The sequence below is a fragment of the Bacillus cereus group sp. MYBK220-1 genome (assembly GCF_051916445.1).
Taxonomy (GTDB): domain Bacteria; phylum Bacillota; class Bacilli; order Bacillales; family Bacillaceae_G; genus Bacillus_A; species Bacillus_A cereus.
In genome coordinates, this window is the sequence record NZ_JBQAGQ010000010.1 from 16,914 (window position 1) to 35,198 (window position 18,285).

Consider the following 18,285-nt stretch of genomic DNA (forward strand, 5'->3'; position numbering starts at 1 on the left):
CGTTACTACCATTGTACTCTACATGATAAAATTCATGCTTTAATCTACTTAAATTTTACAGAAATTTAACAAATATTCATATAGAAAAATATTGGTAGTTGACATTGTATATATGGTCAGTCAACTAACACATAAAATTCTACGTAAAACGCCAAATTCCTGCAAATTTTTTTGAAAAACAAAAGAAAAACTAATAAGAAATATCTGAAATATTACAATTGTTCGGTATTTAGTTTTCGTGTATGGCATAAGAGATTTCTGTTTGTTATGATGAAAGAAACAATATAGTGAAGGATGGATGCGTGATGTCAGCGATTAATTGGACAGAAGAAGTTGCAAAACGAAAAGATGATTTAATTCGTGATACACAACAATTTTTACAAATTAAAAGTGTATGGGAAGAAGAATCTGCGAAAGAGGGCGCACCATTCGGTGAAGGTGTAGAAAAAGCTCTATCTTTCATGTTACATAAAGGAGAAGCTGAAGGTTTTGCTTCTAAAAATTTAGAAGGATATGCAGGTCATCTTGAAATGGGACAAGGAGAAGAATTAGTAGGTATTCTTTGTCACGTTGACGTTGTACCAGAAGGAGATGGCTGGACGACTCCCGCATATAGTGCGGATATTCGCGATGGAAAGATTTTTGCACGTGGTGCAATTGACGATAAAGGCCCAACGATGGCAGCATATTATGCAATGAAAATTGTGAAAGAATTAGGCTTACCTCTTTCAAAACGTGTTCGTATGATTATAGGAACAGATGAGGAAAGCAATTGGAAATGTGTAGATCACTACTTTAAAAATGAAGAAATGCCAACAATTGGTTTTGCACCGGATGCAGACTTTCCAATTATTAATGCAGAAAAAGGAATTTCTGATATACAAGTTGTGCAAAATGGTAGTGAAGAGAAAAAAGGTGCATATGAACTTGTTTCATTTGATTCAGGGCGCCGTTTAAATATGGTTCCTGATTTTGCAGAAGCAGTTATCACAGGAGAAGATGTAAATGCACTTACAGTAGCATATGAAGAGTATTTACAAACTGCTAAAAAAATAGGGAAATCGACTATAGAAGGAAATACAGTGACGTTGCAAATAGAAGGAATTTCAGCGCACGGATCTACTCCTGAAAAAGGAGAAAATGCAGGTTTATTATTAGCAAACTTCTTAACTACAGTTTCACTTGATGGAAAAGCAACTGCATTTGCGACATTTGCAACAGAAACATTTACTGGTGATATTTTTGGTGAAAAAGCTACTATTGCTTACAAAGATGAAATTAGCGGTCCGTTAACAGTGAATGTCGGTCGCATTTCTTATACGAAAGAAAACGGTGGTAACTTAGGGCTAAACGTACGTTACCCAGTTACAACTAACTTTGAAGAAACAATTGTGAAGTTGAAAGAATATGTTGGTACGCATGGTTTTGAAGTGGCTGACTATTCTAATTCTCGCCCACATCACGTCGATAAAGATCACGTATTAATCCGTACGTTACAACGTGTGTATGAAGAACAAACAGGTGAAAAAGCAGAACTATTAGCAATCGGCGGCGGTACTTATGCTCGTTCATTAAAAGCTGGTGTGGCATTTGGCCCGCTATTCCCTGGAAAAGAAGAACTTGCGCATCAAAAAGATGAGTATATCGAAATTGAAGACTTATTGAAAGCAACAGCAATTTACGCGCAAGCAATTCATGAATTAGCGAAGTAATGGATATATAAATAATGTCCGCTCTCTATTTTGGAGAGCGGCTTCTTTTTACCTGAATGAGATAAGAAAGAAAAGCAACAATAGAAAAGAAGGAGAAGATGTACATGGAACTGCATTATTTTGTCGCAATTACGTTACCGAATCATATAAAAGAAATGCTGTCTAACTATAAAGAGGATATGCAAGAGGAATTACAATTTCGTTCATGGGTACATAAAGAAGACTATCATATTACCCTTTCATTTTTAGGGAGTGCAACGGGGGAACAATTAGAGGGAATAAAGAATGGATTAAAAACAATTGCAGAAACAAAAGAACTATCGTTCACATTACAAGGTTTTTCAACGTTTGGTAGGGAAGATCAGCCTCGTATTTTTTGGGCGAAGGTAAGTGAGAATCACGATTTGTTTCAGTTGCAAAAGCAAATACATGCCATTTGTGAAGAAAATGGATTTTCTCTAGAAACACGCCCATATCACCCGCATATTACCGTTGCTCGTAAATGGATAGGAGAAGAAAAGTTTCGTTTAGAAAGTATAAAAGAAGTGCCTGAAATATCATTTCAAGCAGATACAATTACTTTATACGAATCCCACGTGAAAGAAACCCCGAAGTATAAATCGATTGCTGAAATAAAATTACAAAAATAGAATGTTGAAAACGTTTTTTATGCAGGTGAATATACTATAGAGAAGAATGGAGTTACTGTATAGAGTCTTGTTGATAAGAAAAGCCTTATCATTTGCAGCTCATTTTATCTCGCCTAATTGGTGAAGGCTAATAATAAGTGAGGATGGAGAAATTTTCTCGCTCATTAAAGTTTCACTTTATTTTAACTTTGAGAATGATGGTGATTTTTTTATGTTGAAAGTAAAACGTCCATTTGATGCCTATTTAGATGAAATGAATAAAATTACAATTTTGCTCCCACATGCGTATGGAACAAGTCGGACATTTCGTTTGCAAGAAGGAAGTAATGTGAAAGATTTACCGATTGCTCATACTATTGCGCTTCCAGATGCAACGAAGTATGAGTGCTTTATAGAAGAGCCGCTAGATGTGGGGAAGTATTATACAGTACGAGATGAACGGAATGAAGAAACTGATTTACAAATAGGTGCTGTTATTCGAACAAAAAGTTTCGATGAAAAGTATTATTACGAAGGTACAGATTTAGGTGCTGTTTATCAAAAAGAAGAAACGACATTTAAAGTATGGGCCCCAACTGCAAGGCTTGCGAAAGTAAGAATTTATAAGAGCGATAAAGAATATACCGATCATGAAATGTACAGGGGAGAAAACGGAGTTTGGATTCAAACATTACAAGGTGATTTAGACGGAGCACGCTATACATTTCTTGTTTGTATTAATTTAATATGGAACGAAGCTGTGGATCCTTATGCAAAGTCGGTGACGGTAAATGGAAAACATGGTGTTGTTATCAATTTAGAAAAAACGAATGTAACAAGACGAGAGGGATTACCAACATTACAATCAATGACAGATGCCATATTGTATGAACTGCATATTCGTGATGCGACTATACATCCAAATAGTGGAGTAATTCAAAAGGGAACATATAAAGGATTGATGGAAGAGGGAACAACAGGACGGAATGGGACATTAACAGGGTTGTCTCATATAAAAGATTTAGGTGTTACACATGTTGAACTATTACCTTTATATTGTTTCGGTGGTGTAGATGAGGCGAATCCTTCGTCCGCCTATAATTGGGGATATAATCCATTATATTACAATGCACCAACAGGATATTATGCTACAAACCCCTCTGATCCGTATAACAGGATAGTTGAGTGCAAACAACTAATTGAAACATTTCATGAACAAGGTATTAGGGTGATTATAGATGTTGTCTATAATCATGTTTATGAAAGAGAGCTATCATCATTTGAAAAGCTTGTTCCAGGATACTATTTTCGTCATGGTGAAGATGGTATGCCTTCTAATGGGACGGGAGTCGGAAATGATATAGCGTCTGAACGGAAAATGATGAGGAAATTCATTGTAGAGTCTATTTTATATTGGCTTACTGAATACAATGTCGATGGATTCCGATTCGACTTAATGGGAATTTTAGATGTTGATACGATGAATATGATAGAAAAAGAAGTGCGAAACATAAAACGAGATGCTTTGTTATTAGGAGAAGGATGGGATTTGCAAACACCGCTTCCTCGTGAGGAAAAAGCAACGTTAAATAATGCGAAGAAAATGCCACATATCGCGCAGTTTAATGATCAATTTCGTGATGGGATAAAAGGGAGTACATTTCATATAAATAAGCGTGGTTTTGCATTTGGTGGGCATGTAGACTGTAATCATTTGCAGTATATTGCAGCAGGAAGTCTTTTAAGTATGAAAGAAACAGGGCTGTTTCTAGAGCCAGCGCAAAGCATTAACTATGTAGAATGTCATGATAATATGACGATGTGGGATAAACTAGTGCGCAGTAATGAAGAATCAGAAACGATTTTGAAAAAACGTCACCTGTTAGCGAGCGCAATGGTTATTCTTTCACAAGGCATCCCTTTCTTACACGCAGGGCAAGAGTTTTATCGTACGAAGAAAGGAAATGAAAATAGTTATAATGCAAATGATGGGATCAATCAATTAGATTGGGATCAAAAAGAGAAAGAGATAGAGACCGTTAACTATATAAAAGGTTTAATTGCGATTCGTAAAGAGCATGGGGCATTCCGATTACAAAGCGCAGATCTTATAAAAAAACATATGACTTTTTTACAAACATCTACAGAAGTACTTGCATATCACCTAGAGCATGCAGAAACGTTTGGGCCATGGAAAGAGATTATCGTCTTATTTAATAGCGGTTTAGAAGCTAAAACTGTGCAACTTCCGAATGAAGCAACGTGGCATGTGTTAGTAAACGAAAACGAAGCGAAAATAGAGCCAATTTCTTCATTTAGAGGAAAGGAACTTAAGCTCGCTCCAATTAGCACGTATATATTGACGATAATGTGACAAATCGCTACTTGACGATGAGAATGTAATAAATGTAGAATTGACAAAGGTGACGATTTTGATAAGTTGTCATTCTATGACAGGTTTTGTAAAATAAAATAGAGGATTTTTGGCTTAGGCTAATTTTTCTTTTCATTTACAGTAAAATATATGAATCCACAACATGTGTAGAAATGTTGCGGTTTTTCTTTTCATAACTATAAAAGATAAGGATTTGTTAACGGGTAATGAATATGGAATGGTTGGAACAATTATTAGGAAAAGAGTGGAGTCTTGTACCGGCTGGTGGAGTAACGGGCGATGCATATATTGCGCAAAACGGACAACAGAAGTTATTTTTAAAGCGGAATACATCGCCCTTTTTAGCGGTATTGTCAGCAGAAGGAATTGTTCCAAAATTACTTTGGACAAGAAGGGTAACGAATGGTGATGTAATTTCTGCTCAAAAATGGCTTCCGGGACAGAAGCTAGAGCCAGAGGATATGAAACTAGAACGTGTTGCGAAACTTTTGAAGAAAATACACTCCTCTAAAGCGCTTGTACAGATGATTCAAAGACTTGGGAAGCAGCCGCTTCACGCACAAGAGTTATTACAACAACTGCAACTCGTTTTAAGAGGAGATATAAGGGATGATGAAACAATTCAGCAAGGCCTTCAATATTTAATGGATTCATTAAAAGCTATTGAATACAATGAATTCGTTGTATGCCATTGTGATGTAAATCATAACAACTGGCTATTGTCGGATGAAGATGAATTGTTTTTAATTGATTGGGATGGAGCTGTAATTGCTGACCCAGCTCTAGACCTCGGTATGTTATTATATTGGTACATTCCGCGCCAGGAATGGAGTGAGTGGCTCGGTTACTATGATATTGAAATGGATGAATCGCTGCTTAGGCGTATGAGATGGTATGTGATAGCACAAACGATTTTGTCTATTCAATGGCATACAACAAAAAAACAGCAAGCAGAAGCTGAATATTGGCATCAATATTTACAGCAACTACTTGCTTCAGAATGATACTTAAGAAAAATTGTCCATTCCAGCAATCCACTGAGTAAGTTGTTCTTGATTATTGGAAATATGGTTGTCCAAATTAGAGGAAGATTTACCCGATTGACTATAAGAATATACATCGTTTAGCATTGTTTTAGCGTCACTACTTATATTATCGTTTGCGAGTAACGATTGAATGAGGCGCTCTAATTGCTCGCATTCTGAAACTGTCCCGCAGCAATCACTTTGGTGGTTGACTAAAATATCTTTCAGCACTTCTAATTGATGTTGTTGATTAATTGGCATGAACGGATCATCCTTTCGATTGTTTTTCTCTTCAAATGTAAGAGAAAAAGCTGTTTCGTCATGGAATGTTTAATGCTGTATGTAGTTTTTATCAAAATGGTACATCTTATACTTGAAAGAAACGGACCGAGTGCTCGTACGTACTTGGTTTTTTGTTTGGTAGATTGATTAAAAAAGAAAGAAGGAATTATTCCTTTAAAATAGCTATGTAAAGAGAGGGAAACATCTATGCGTTTAAGACATAAACCGTATGCAATGGATCGAATTAATGAATATTCACATATCGTAATCGGAAACCCAGAGGAGCGCGCTGGTAGCTGGAAAGAAGTATTTGGAAACGAACAACCAATTCACATTGAAGTAGGTACAGGTCGTGGCCGCTTCATGTATGATATGGCGAAAGCGAATCCACATATTAATTATATTGGAATTGAAAAATTCACAAGTGTTGTTGTAGATGCACTTGATAAATTAATTGAAGAAGAATTACCAAACTTAAAGTTAATTAATAAAGATGCTGAAGATTTAACAGTTTTCTTTGCGAAAGGTGAAATTGATCGCGTTTATTTAAACTTCTCAGATCCATGGCCAAAGAAACGTCATACGAAGCGTCGTTTAACGTATAAAACATTTTTACGTAATTACGAAGAAGTGTTAGTAGAAGGCGGAGAAATTCATTTCAAAACAGATAACCAAGGTTTATTTGAATATTCTCTTATGAGTATGGCTGAGTATGGTATGTTACTAACGTACTTAAGCTTAGATCTTCATAACAGCGACTTTGAAGGTAACATCATGACTGAATACGAAGAGAAATTCTCTAGTAAAGGTCATCGTATTTACCGAGTTGAAGCAAAATATCGTACAGAGCCTATGCAGTAATGCGTAGGTTTTTTTACACCTAAAATAATCAGAATTTTATGTTAAGATTAATTAAAAAGGGGGATGTGTAATGGAACAGTTACAAATTGGAGATATAAAAGTAACGTGGTTAAAAGGCGGGAATACACATTTAGATGGAGGAGCAATGTTTGGAGTCGTGCCGAAAGTACTTTGGTCACGTAAATATAAACATAATGATACAAATCATATTTATTTACGAACAGATCCGTTACTTTTGCAAACAAAAGATGGAAATATGCTCATTGATTCCGGGATAGGAAACGGTAAGTTGAATGAGAAGATGAAACGCAATCAAGGTGTAACAGAAGAATCATCGGTTTATGAATCATTAGAAAAATTAGGATTAAAGCCTGAAGATATCGACTACGTCTTGATGACACATCTTCATTTTGATCATGCATCTGGTCTAACAAAATGGGAAGATGATCACCTTGTACCGGCATTTCCAAATGCGAAAGTTTACGTAAGTGAAACAGAATGGAATGAAATGAGGAATCCAAACATTAGATCACGTAATACATATTGGAAGGAAAATTGGGAGCCAATTGTAGATCAAGTTGTTACGTTCCAGCAAGAAATAGAAATTACAGATGAAATCAAGATGGCACATACGGGTGGGCATAGTGATGGACATGCAGTTATTGCTTTAGAAAGCCAAGGAGAAACGATGCTTCATTTAGCAGACCTATTGCCGACGCACGCGCATCAAAATGTATTATGGGTAATGTCATACGATGATTATCCGATGACCTCGATTGAAAATAAGCAAAAGTGGATGAAGTATGGTGCTGAAAAAGAGGCATGGTTTACGTTTTACCATGACGCATATTATCGAGCTGTGAAGTGGAATGAGGAAGGTCATATCGTAGAAAAAATAGAACGGAAAACGAGTATAGAAGCATAAAAATAGGAGGTTGTTCCATCATATTTATTGGAGCAGCTTCTTTTTTATTGTCGGGTTTTGTCGGTAAGTCGATATATTTAAAAAATCGCTGATATAATTTTAATCAATACCCGCAATTTCAAAAAAATAAGAGGTTCACCTAATGGGAACCCTCCGTTTTATGCTACTATAACCTCTAAAACAGTACCTGTTTTAGCATCAACTAAAAATTCAAATCGTTCTTGTATATCATCTAACATTGTTGTAAGACCGCCGCGATAAACTTCATATGCGACATCATATTTTTCAAATGTCTCTGGAACCATATGTACCCAAGAGCCAGTAATTTCACCTTTATGACTTAATGCTTGTTTCACCATTTTCAATGCTTTTTCTGAAGAAATATGGGATTGTTCTTGTACTTTGTTTGCAACGAGATAACCAGCTGCGAACCCAACGCCAAGACCTGCTACTAAACCTTTCCAGCTCATATATTCACCTCAATTCTATAAAATAAAAATAGTGTACCGATAATAATTATAAAGCAAATACAGCTAAAAAAGAAGAAACTAGAAACATTTCGAAAATTTCGTTACAATAAAAGAGGTATTCTACTAAGGTTTGAAAGAAGGGGACTTCGTGAATAAAGAGACATTACAATTATTTCGTACGTTAACAGAATTACAAGGTGCATCAGGTTTTGAACATGATGTACGCCGTTTTATGAAACAAGAATTAAGCAAATATGCGGATGAAATTGTACAAGACGGTTTAGGTAGCGTATTTGGTCTGAAAAAAGGGGACGAAACTGGCCCACGTGTTCTTGTAGCAGGTCATATGGATGAAGTAGGTTTCATGGTTACGCAAATTACGAAAAACGGAATGCTTCGTTTTCAAACGTTAGGCGGCTGGTGGAGCCAAGTTTTATTAGCACAGCGTGTACAAGTTATGACGAAGAATGGTCCTGTTATTGGGGTTGTTGGTTCTATTCCTCCTCATTTATTAAGTGACGCGCAACGTGCAAAACCGATGGATATAAAAAATATGTTAATTGATATAGGTGCAGATAGTTATGAAGATGCGATTGAAATTGGTGTAAAACCAGGACAACAAATCGTGCCGATCTGCCCGTTTACACCGATGGCAAATGAGAAGAAAATTATGGCGAAAGCTTGGGACAACCGTTACGGATGTGGTCTTGCAATCGAATTGTTAAAAGAATTAAAAGACGAAACATTACCAAATACATTATATTCTGGTGCTACTGTACAAGAAGAAGTAGGTCTTCGCGGAGCGCAAACCGCTGCAAATATGATTCAACCAGACATTTTCTATGCGCTTGATGCAAGTCCAGCAAACGATGCATCTGGTGACAAAACACAGTTCGGTCAATTAGGAAAAGGTGCTCTTCTTCGTATTTACGATCGCACGATGGTAACACATAGAGGAATACGCGAATTCATTTTAGATACAGCAGAAACAAACAACATTCCGTACCAATACTTTATTTCACAAGGTGGTACAGATGCGGGCCGTGTACATACAAGTAACTCTGGTATCCCATCAGCAGTAATTGGTGTTTGTGCGCGCTACGTTCATACACATGCTTCAATTTTACATGTTGATGATTATGCAGCGGCGAAAGAATTAATTACGAAGCTTGTAAGAACAACAGATAAAACGACGTTAGAGACAATTAAGAATAACGCGTAGAGAGGAAGAAGGGCTGAAGAGCCTTTCTTTTTTTAGCTTGAATAGATGACCCATCCATGAGTGGGAATGGTCAGTGCTTAATTGGTGTTCGAATGATGTATGAAGACCCCAAGTAGGAAGTGAGAGGAAGGCTGTTTTTGTTTTTGTTTTTGAAGACGGTAATGTTGTTAGAAAAAACCTTCTTTTTTAGATTGAATAGATGACCCAGCGATGAGTGGGAGCGGTCAGTGCTTAATTGGTGTTCGAATGATGTATGAAGACTCCAAGTAGGAAGTGAGAGGAAGGCTGTTTTTGTTTTTGAAGACGGTAATGTTGTTAGAAAAAACCTTCTTTTTTTAGATTGAATAGATGACCCATCCATGAGTGGGAGTGGTCAGTGCTTAATTGGTGTTCGAATGATGTATGAAGACCCCAAGTAGGAAGTGAGAGGAAGGCTGTTTTTGTTTTTGAAGACGGTAATGTTGCTAGAAAAAACCTTCTTTTTTAGGCTGAATAGATGACTTGGTGATATGTGGTAGTGGTTGATGCTTAATTCGTATCTGATAGGGATATTAGAATAGAATGATGAATTTTTATAGAGGTGAACGAAATGAAAGTAGTAGTAGGATCAAAGAATAAAACGAAGGTTGGCGCTGTGGAGAAGGTTTGGAAAGATGCTGAAATTACATCTCTTTCTGTTCCGTCAGGAGTATCAGCTCAGCCTTTCTCAGATGAAGAGACGATGCAAGGAGCGATTAATAGAGCGAAGCGAGCGCTAGAGGAAGGAGAAGCTCCAATTGGTATTGGGCTAGAAGGCGGCGTAATGAAAACGGAGCACGGTTTATTTATGTGTAACTGGGGCGCGCTAGCAACAATGGATGGGAAAGTATTTGTGGCCGGAGGAGCGCGTATTACGTTACCAGACGATTTTTTAGCACCTCTTGAAGATGGTAAGGAATTAAGCGAAGTGATGGAAGAGTTTGTGCAGCGAAAAGATATTCGTAGTCACGAAGGTGCTATCGGTATTTTTACAGATGATTATGTCGACCGCACGGAATTATTTGTACACGTTGTTAAGTTGTTAGTTGGGCAATATAAGTATGACAAAAAGCAAGCATAAACCTTGCACCGTGCGCGATGTATGGTAGTATAAAAGAAAGATTATAACATGAAAAATGCACCCGTTAGAGGAGGAAATATAGATGAAGTCATTAGAAAGCATGGAGCAATTCCAACAGTTAAAAAATGAAGAGAATGTAGTCTTTATGTTCTCAGCAGAATGGTGCCCAGACTGCCGCTTTGTAGATCCATTTATGCCAGAAGTAGAAGAGAAATATAGTGATTTCTCATTTTACTATGTAGATCGTGATGAGTTTATTGATCTATGTGTAAAATTAGACGTATTTGGCATTCCGAGCTTTGTAGCGTACAATAAAGGTGAAGAAACTGGTCGCTATGTAAACAAAGATCGTAAAACACAAGAACAAATCGAAGAGTTCATTGAAGGTTTAAAATAAGGCAATTTGCCAATTGAATTGTAAAACAACCTCTACCTTCGCGGGGGAGGTTATTTTTTTGGAAGGGAGGAAAAAAGAGATGAAGATGACAAGTAAAAAGATGAAAGATGAGTTAATAAAGAAATTATCTCGCCCAGAATGGGACTTTCAGTATGATAGTGAGAAAGAAGTTTTACGTATTGAACAAAAAGACTCCAAAAAAGGTATTAACGTATCGCTTCCAGGAGTTGTGGCAAAATGGGAAGTGAACAAGGAAAAGGCAATTGAAGAAGTTGCTTATTACGTACAAGAAGCGCTAATTGCGATGCATAAAGAAGAAAATAGCGGAGCGAAAATTTTACCTGTTATTCGCTCTACTTCTTTCCCGAAACAAGCAGAAGAAGGAAATCCGTTTATTATGACGGATCATACGGCGGAAACACGTATTTACTACGCGCTAGATTCGAATAAAACGTATCGACTAATTGATGAGCGTCTATTACAAAAATTAGAACTTACAGAACAGCAAGTGCGTGAAATGGCATTATTCAACGCACGCTCATTAGGTTATGAATTTAAACAAGACACAGTAGCGGGTAATACATTCTACTTTTTAAACACAAATGATGGGTATGACGCGACTCGTATTTTAAACGAATCGTTACTACAATCGATGCGTGAAAAGATTTCTGGTGACATGGTTGTTGCTGTTCCTCACCAAGATGTATTAATTATTGCTGATATCGTCAACGAAATCGGTTATGATATTATTGCACAAATGACAATGAAATTTTTTGCCGAAGGGCATGTTCCGATTACATCACTTTCATTCGTATATGAAGATGGAGAATTTGAACCAATCTTTATTTTAGCGAAAAATCGGAAGAAGACAGATGGAAAAGAGAAAGGATGAACGAAGTGAACGTTTTTTACAACCTTGAAGGAATTGGTGACACTTTAATTGTTGCCTTACAAGATATTACTTTAGAGAACCGTACTTTTGATCGCAAAGGAGATGTTGCACGCGTATACGATCGTGAAAGCAATGTAACAGCAGGATTCAACATCTTTAATGCATCTTCTTACTTAGAAGTAAAAGAAACAGGCAACCTTACATTAACGAAAGAGCTTGTAGAGAAAATCAACGGAATTTTAGCGAAGAATGGCTTTGAAGAAACAGTAGAAGCAGATCTTTCTCCGAAATTTGTTGTAGGCTATGTAGCTGAAAAAGAAAAGCATCCAAATGCTGACAAGCTAAACATCTGTAAAGTAGAAATCGGTACAGAAACATTACAAATCGTATGTGGTGCACCAAACGTTGATGCAGGACAAAAAGTTGTCGTTGCAAAAATTGGTGCTGTAATGCCAAGTGGTATGTTAATTAAACCAGCAGAACTTCGCGGTGTTCCTTCTTCTGGAATGATCTGCTCTGCACGTGAATTAGAGCTTCCAGATGCTCCACAAGAAAAAGGTATTCTTGTATTAGAAGATAGCTTTGAAGTTGGACAAGAGTTTAAATTTTAATTGATATAAGAAGAGAGAGGTTGTCCTTTTGGACAGTCTCTCTTTTTTTTACATTCTTTGTCGGTAAATCGAGATTTCTTGTTGAATCGTTGATATATTGAGAGTTGTGATAGATATATTTAAAAAATCGTTGATATATGTAGAGTTACGATAGATATATTTGAAAAATCGTTGATATATGTAGAGTTACGATAGATATATTTGAAAAATTGTTGATATATTGAGAGTTTTGACAGATATATTCAAAAAATCATTCATATTATAAGGATGTCACCTTTTTTCTTAAAATCTATATTGTATTTTATAAACAAACTAGTTAAAATTTAGAAAAATAGAAGGGGATAGACGTATGAAACAACAAATAAAAATCGCAGAACTTCTAAAACGAATTGAAACTTCAAAACAGCAAGATATTGAGCTAGGTACTTATGAAATATATGTGTTTAGTGAAAGTGAATTAGAAAAAGGACAAATCGGTTACCGATACGATAAACATAAAAATTCATTAATAAGTGAAGAAAACGGAAAGTGGCAAGAAGGATGGATTACAATTGGATATGAAACGGATATGGGCGATCCAGTTTTCGTAAATATAGATGATGACGCTTATCCGGTTTATACTGCAGAACGTGGTACAGAAAAATGGCAGCCAGTTTATATTGGAAATATGGATGAGATTATAGGGCAATTATAAGAAAAACTTTGAATCTGGTGCAAAGTGATGGGAGAGAAGTATGAAGTATATAAAAATAATGAGCATGATTGCATTCATTGGAATATATATGGCCGGTTGTTCACAAGAGCAGCCGAAAAAAGAAACTACATCTTCTATACAAGAGAAAAACAAAGATACCAAAGAAGACGCACCGGTAGAAAAACAGCAAGAACAAGAAAAAAACGAAGAATTGCAAGCAATTCAAACGAATGAGCAAGTAGAACATAAGCGAGAGGAAGTATCATCTGAGGAAAAGAAAGAAGAAACTACGCCAGTGCAGCCAATTGAGCAACCAGTGCAAAATAATGAACAAAAAGTAGAGAGTAATGAAAAACAAGAGAAGTTTCTCGTCGTTATTGATCCAGGGCATCAACAAAAAGCGAATTTAAATTTAGAGCCAATTGGACCAGGGGCAACAACGCAAAAATATAAAGTGACAGACGGTACAACAGGTGTTGTGACGAAAAAGAGAGAGGCTGTACTTGTATTAGAAATGGCTTTTTTATTAAAAGAAAAGCTTGAAGCAAAAGGGATACAAGTATTAATGACGAGAACATCACAAGACGTTGATATAAGTAATAAAGAACGGGCGACATTCGCAAATAATCATAAGGCGAATTTATTTTTACGTCTTCATGCAGATGGTTCTGAAAATCCAAACGAAAGTGGATTTGCTGTATTGACGCCGGCAGAAGGAAGTCCGTATACGAAAGAGATTTATGCGGAAAGTCTTCAAATCTCTCAAATGATTGTAAATAAAATGAGGGAGAATCAACAAGTAAAAGTAAATGGAATTAAATTTCGGGATGATCTTTCTGGATTTAATTGGGCAAAGGTTCCTGGTGTGTTATTAGAACTTGGGTTTATGTCAAACCATGAAGAAGATAAAAAATTATCTGACCCGCAATATGTAAATTCTTTATTGCAAAGTGTAACGGATAGTATAGATGCATATCAGAAGAGTAAAGCTTAAGCGCAGTCTTATATAAAAGGCTGCGTTTTTTCATATGAAACACTCGTAAATTAGAATATTGTGGATAAATATGACATGCTTAATTTTACCTGCACTTTTTGCCGAATGCTGATACAATAAAGGATGTTACTATTTAGTAGAAAGAGTGGTAAGCATGTTAGATTGGATGAAAAAGCTGTTTAACAAAGAGGAAGAACAAACAGCGATGAATAAAGAAGTACCAAAGCAAATTGAAAGTCAGCCGAAAATTCCTCGTGTAAACCACTACACTGAAGCAAGAGAAGCACAAATGGCAAGTAGGAATGCAGGTAAATGCCGTTTTCCTTTAGTACCGGATAATGGGTTCGATGAAGAGGATGAAAGCGAAGTAAATCGCTTCGAAGAACAACCTGTTCAAGGAGTAACATATGAAGAACCTACTGCCCAAAGAGGAATAAAGGTGGAAAGAAGCAGACGATCGTATGTGGAAAAGGTAGTTTCTACATATGAAGAGCCGGAAGTGCAATATGAACCGGTGCGGGAGTCTGTCGTTAAAAAGGCATCTGCACCTTCGCAAGAGAGTAACCGTAGACCATTTCGTCCAACAGAAATGATTTCGCCAATTTATGGATATAATCGTCCTTCAGTAGAGAAAAAGGAAGAAAAGCAGGAGGAAGTAAAGGAAAGAGAAGACCTTGAAATATCTGTAGAGGGTAAATCAGTCGTTGATGCATGGTTAGAGAAAAAAGGATATAAATTATCTGATTTCTCAGAAGGACAAGCACCAACTTCTTCTAGTCATAGAGCTGCTAACCAGCAAGGAGAGCAACAATATGAAGAGAATAAAAAGGAAGAAAAGTCAGTAGTTGATCAATGGCTAGAGAAAAACGGTTATGAAATCGAACGCCAAGTGCCTTTAGTAGAAGAAAAAGAAGTGATTCAAGAAATGAGTACACCGCAGGAAGTTTCAGCGGATGAATTACTTCATAAAACAGTAGCTGAGCAGATGGAAAGTGCTAAGCTAGAAAAAGATGTAGTGGTGTTAAACGAAAACAATCTACAAGAAGAATTAGTAGCTTCTAAAGTAGAGCACGAGGATACAATATTATCAGAAGAAATTAAACGTAACACAGAAATAAAACAACCTACTATTGAAGTAGAAAAGCAAGCTCCAGAAGAATCAGTGATTGTCAAAGCAGAAGAAAAACTTGAAGAAACAATCATTGTGGAAATACCAGAAGAAGTGTCAAAAGTAGAAGTAATTGCAGAAACGGAAGAGTCAGAAGAAGTGGAAGTAATTGCAGAAACGGAAGAGTCAGAAGAAGTGGAAGTAATTGCGGAAGCAAAAGAGCTAGAAGAAGTGGAAGTAATTGCAGAAACGGAAGAGTCAGAAGAAGTGGAAGTAATTGCGGAAGCAAAAGAGCTAGAAGAAGTGGAAGTAATTGCGGAAGCAAAAGAGCTAGAAGAAGTGGAAGCAATTGCAGAAACGGAAGAGTCAGAAGAAGTGGAAGTAATTGCGGAAGCAAAAGAGCTAGAAGAAGTGGAAGTAATTGCAGAAACGGAAGAGTCAGGAGAAGTGGAAGTAATTGCGGAAGCAAAAGAGCTAGAAGAAGTGGAAGTAATTGCGGAAGCAGAAGAGTCAGAAGAAGCTGAAGTAATTGCAGAAACGGAAGAGTCAGAAGAAGTGGAAGTAATTGCGGAAGCAGAAGAAGTGGAAGTAATTGCAGAAACAGAAGTGATTGCAGAAACAAAAGCGCCTGTAGTAGAGACATTTGTAGCACTTGAGGAAATTCAGCAAGAAGATGAAGCAATTGAACAAAAGAGTGAATTCATACATGTTGCTGAGGCTGATGAACAAACGAAGAAAGATGTTCAAAGCTTTGCGAATGTTTTAATTGCAGAAACAGAGGAAAATAGACGAGTTGTAGAAGAAGCACAGGTCGCAGAAGAGCAACGAGTTGTAGAAGAAACACCAGTCGTAGAAGAGCAACGAGTTATAGAAGAAACACCAATCGCAGAAGAGCAACCAGTTGTACAAAAAGAAGAACCAAAACGTGAGAAAAAGCGCCATGTACCATTTAATGTTGTTATGTTGAAACAAGATAGAACACGATTAATGGAAAGACATGCAGCTAGAGCAAATGCAATGCAGCCTTCTGCTAATGTACGAGTAGAGAATAAGCCAGTACAACAAGAGGTAGCAGAACCACAAGTGGAAGAACGCCCAGTGCAGCAAGTAGTAGCAGAACCACAAGTGGAAGAACGCCCAGTGCAGCAAGTAGTAGCAGAACCACAAGTGGAAGAAAACCCAATGCAGCAGGTGGTAGTAGAACCACAAGTGGAAGAACGTCCAGTGCAGCAGGTAGTAGTAGAACCACAAGTGGAAGAGCGCCCAGTGCAGCAGGTGGTAGTAGAACCACAAGTGGAAGAGCGCCCAGTGCAGCAAGTAGCAGAACCACAAGTGGAAGAACGCCCAGTGCAGCAGGTGGTAGTAGAACCACAAGTGGAAGAGCGCCCAGTGCAGCAAGTAGTAGAACCACAAGTGGTAGAGCAAGTACAAAAGCCAATTTCAAGTACGGAAGTACAAGAGAAAGCATATGTTGTAAATCAAAGAGAGAACGATATGCGAAATGTATTGCACACACCACCGACATACACTGTTCCGCCATTAGCGCTGTTGTCGATTCCACAGCAATCAGCGTTAGATAATACAGAATGGTTAGAGGAGCAGAAAGAATTATTAGATACAACGTTTAATAATTTTCACGTTGGAGCACATGTTATTAATGTATCGCAAGGGCCAGCAGTAACTCGTTTTGAGGTGCAGCCAGACCCAGGTGTGAAAGTAAATAAAATTACAAATTTAAGTGATGATATTAAGTTAAGTTTAGCTGCGAAAGATATTCGTATTGAAGCGCCAATTCCAGGGAAGAGTGCGATTGGAATTGAAGTTCCAAATAAAGAAAGTAAGCCAGTATTTCTTCGCGAAATTTTAAGAAGTCCTGTATTCACAAAGAGTGAATCACCGCTTACTGTTGCGCTGGGGCTTGATATTTCAGGGGATCCAATTGTAACGGATATTCGAAAAATGCCGCACGGACTTATTGCGGGTGCAACAGGTTCAGGTAAAAGTGTGTGTATTAACGCGATTTTAACGAGTATTTTATATAAAGCGAAACCACATGAAGTGAAGTTAATGTTAATCGATCCGAAGATGGTTGAGCTTGCACCATACAATTCTGTTCCACATCTTGTAGCACCTGTTATTACGGATGTAAAAGCAGCAACAGCTGCATTAAAATGGGCAGTTGAGGAAATGGAACGTCGTTATGAATTGTTTGCGCACGCAGGTGCTCGTGATTTAACTCGTTATAATACGATTGTAAGTGAGCGAGAAATTCCGGGAGAAACATTACCTTATATCGTTATTGTCATTGACGAGTTAGCCGATTTAATGATGGTAGCACCTGGTGATGTTGAGGAAGCGATTTGTCGTATTGCACAAAAAGCACGTGCTTGTGGTATTCATTTATTAGTAGCGACGCAGCGTCCATCTGTAGATGTTATTACAGGTTTAATTAAGTCAAACATTCCAACGCGTATTGCGTTTACTGTATCATCTCAAGTTGATTCGCGTACGATTATCGATATTGGTGGCGCGGAGAAATTACTTGGCCGTGGTGATATGTTATTCTTAGGGAACGGTACATCTAAGCCTGTTCGTGTACAAGGTGTATATGTATCGGATGATGAGATTGAAAAGACAGTTGATCATGTGAAAAAGCAAATGAAGCCGAATTACTTATTTAAGCAAGAGGATTTATTAGCGAAAACAGAACAAGCTGAGTCGGAAGACGAATTGTTCTTCGAAGCATGTCAATTTGTTGTAGAACAAGGGGGAGCGTCCACATCTTCTGTACAGCGAAAATTCCGCATCGGTTATAATCGCGCAGCACGTCTCATTGAAGAGATGCAATCGCAAGGAATTATTTCTGAAGCAAGAGGAACGAAGCCAAGAGATGTCCTTATTTCTGAGGATGAATTCGCTGCTATGCAGGAAACAAATGTATAGTAAACGGTTATGCTGTATACTAAGAG

16 protein-coding genes are annotated in these 18,285 nt (G+C 37.3%); 14 read left to right on the plus strand and 2 right to left on the minus strand.

Annotated elements, in window-relative coordinates; all coding sequences use genetic code 11:
- Positions 1-305 precede the first annotated feature (305 nt).
- From pepV to ACTFRU_RS26100, 4 genes are all read left to right on the plus strand, one after another.
- Positions 306-1,712, plus strand: coding sequence for a dipeptidase PepV (gene pepV, locus ACTFRU_RS26085; protein ID WP_001274230.1), 1,407 nt, complete (start codon positions 306-308; stop codon positions 1,710-1,712).
- 104 nt (positions 1,713-1,816) lie between these two features.
- Positions 1,817-2,362: an RNA 2',3'-cyclic phosphodiesterase gene (gene thpR / locus ACTFRU_RS26090; protein ID WP_000418986.1), complete on the plus strand. Its 546-nt coding sequence runs from the start codon at positions 1,817-1,819 to the stop codon at positions 2,360-2,362.
- Positions 2,363-2,573: 211 nt separating this feature from the next.
- Positions 2,574-4,715 (plus strand): type I pullulanase, encoded by a 2,142-nt coding sequence (pulA, locus tag ACTFRU_RS26095; RefSeq protein ID WP_440037961.1) that lies wholly within the window; start codon positions 2,574-2,576, stop codon positions 4,713-4,715.
- 227 nt (positions 4,716-4,942) lie between these two features.
- Positions 4,943-5,740, plus strand: coding sequence for a phosphotransferase family protein (locus ACTFRU_RS26100; RefSeq protein ID WP_001986674.1), 798 nt, complete (start codon positions 4,943-4,945; stop codon positions 5,738-5,740).
- A 3-nt stretch (positions 5,741-5,743) separates the two neighbouring features.
- Here ACTFRU_RS26100 and ACTFRU_RS26105 read toward each other — a convergent pair whose 3' ends face one another.
- Positions 5,744-6,022, minus strand: coding sequence for a YtzH-like family protein (locus tag ACTFRU_RS26105; protein WP_001122235.1), 279 nt, complete (start codon positions 6,020-6,022; stop codon positions 5,744-5,746).
- 228 nt (positions 6,023-6,250) lie between these two features.
- Between ACTFRU_RS26105 and trmB the strand changes: the two genes are divergently transcribed.
- Together trmB and ACTFRU_RS26115 are read left to right on the plus strand one after the other, a co-directional pair.
- Positions 6,251-6,904, plus strand: a complete 654-nt coding sequence (gene trmB, locus ACTFRU_RS26110; RefSeq protein ID WP_001239385.1) for a tRNA (guanosine(46)-N7)-methyltransferase TrmB — start codon at positions 6,251-6,253, stop codon at positions 6,902-6,904.
- 70 nt (positions 6,905-6,974) lie between these two features.
- Positions 6,975-7,829 (plus strand): YtnP family quorum-quenching lactonase, encoded by an 855-nt coding sequence (locus ACTFRU_RS26115; RefSeq protein WP_000436848.1) that lies wholly within the window; start codon positions 6,975-6,977, stop codon positions 7,827-7,829.
- Between the two features lie 158 nt (positions 7,830-7,987).
- Here the strand turns inward: ACTFRU_RS26115 and ACTFRU_RS26120 are convergent, their stop codons facing one another.
- Positions 7,988-8,299: a PepSY domain-containing protein gene (locus ACTFRU_RS26120; RefSeq protein WP_144514168.1), complete on the minus strand. Its 312-nt coding sequence runs from the start codon at positions 8,297-8,299 to the stop codon at positions 7,988-7,990.
- Positions 8,300-8,447: 148 nt separating this feature from the next.
- Here ACTFRU_RS26120 and ACTFRU_RS26125 point away from each other — a divergent pair, with 148 nt between their 5' ends.
- The 8 genes from ACTFRU_RS26125 (at position 8,448) to ACTFRU_RS26160 (ending at position 18,259) form a co-directional block, all read left to right on the plus strand.
- Positions 8,448-9,521 (plus strand): M42 family metallopeptidase, encoded by a 1,074-nt coding sequence (locus ACTFRU_RS26125; protein WP_001031514.1) that lies wholly within the window; start codon positions 8,448-8,450, stop codon positions 9,519-9,521.
- 589 nt (positions 9,522-10,110) lie between these two features.
- The gene (locus ACTFRU_RS26130; protein WP_000869940.1) at positions 10,111-10,620 is read left to right on the plus strand and encodes a DUF84 family protein; all 510 of its coding nucleotides are present in this window, start codon (positions 10,111-10,113) and stop codon (positions 10,618-10,620) included.
- A gap of 82 nt (positions 10,621-10,702) precedes the next feature.
- On the plus strand, positions 10,703-11,017 hold the full coding sequence (locus tag ACTFRU_RS26135) for a thioredoxin family protein (protein WP_000838193.1): 315 nt from the start codon (positions 10,703-10,705) through the stop codon (positions 11,015-11,017).
- A gap of 79 nt (positions 11,018-11,096) precedes the next feature.
- Positions 11,097-11,909, plus strand: coding sequence for a DUF1444 domain-containing protein (locus ACTFRU_RS26140; RefSeq protein ID WP_000784588.1), 813 nt, complete (start codon positions 11,097-11,099; stop codon positions 11,907-11,909).
- Positions 11,906-12,520 carry a YtpR family tRNA-binding protein gene (ytpR, locus tag ACTFRU_RS26145; protein WP_001006771.1) on the plus strand — a complete coding sequence of 205 codons (615 nt, stop codon included), beginning with the start codon at positions 11,906-11,908 and terminating at the stop codon, positions 12,518-12,520. The genes ACTFRU_RS26140 and ytpR overlap by 4 nt, the downstream gene beginning before the upstream one ends.
- A 349-nt stretch (positions 12,521-12,869) precedes the next feature.
- The gene (locus tag ACTFRU_RS26150; RefSeq protein WP_000813166.1) at positions 12,870-13,214 is read left to right on the plus strand and encodes a hypothetical protein; all 345 of its coding nucleotides are present in this window, start codon (positions 12,870-12,872) and stop codon (positions 13,212-13,214) included.
- 40 nt (positions 13,215-13,254) lie between these two features.
- On the plus strand, positions 13,255-14,208 hold the full coding sequence (locus ACTFRU_RS26155; RefSeq protein ID WP_000874042.1) for an N-acetylmuramoyl-L-alanine amidase: 954 nt from the start codon (positions 13,255-13,257) through the stop codon (positions 14,206-14,208).
- A 154-nt stretch (positions 14,209-14,362) separates the two neighbouring features.
- Complete coding sequence (locus ACTFRU_RS26160) at positions 14,363-18,259, plus strand: DNA translocase FtsK (protein WP_440037962.1); 3,897 nt, start codon at positions 14,363-14,365, stop codon at positions 18,257-18,259.
- Positions 18,260-18,285 lie beyond the last annotated feature (26 nt).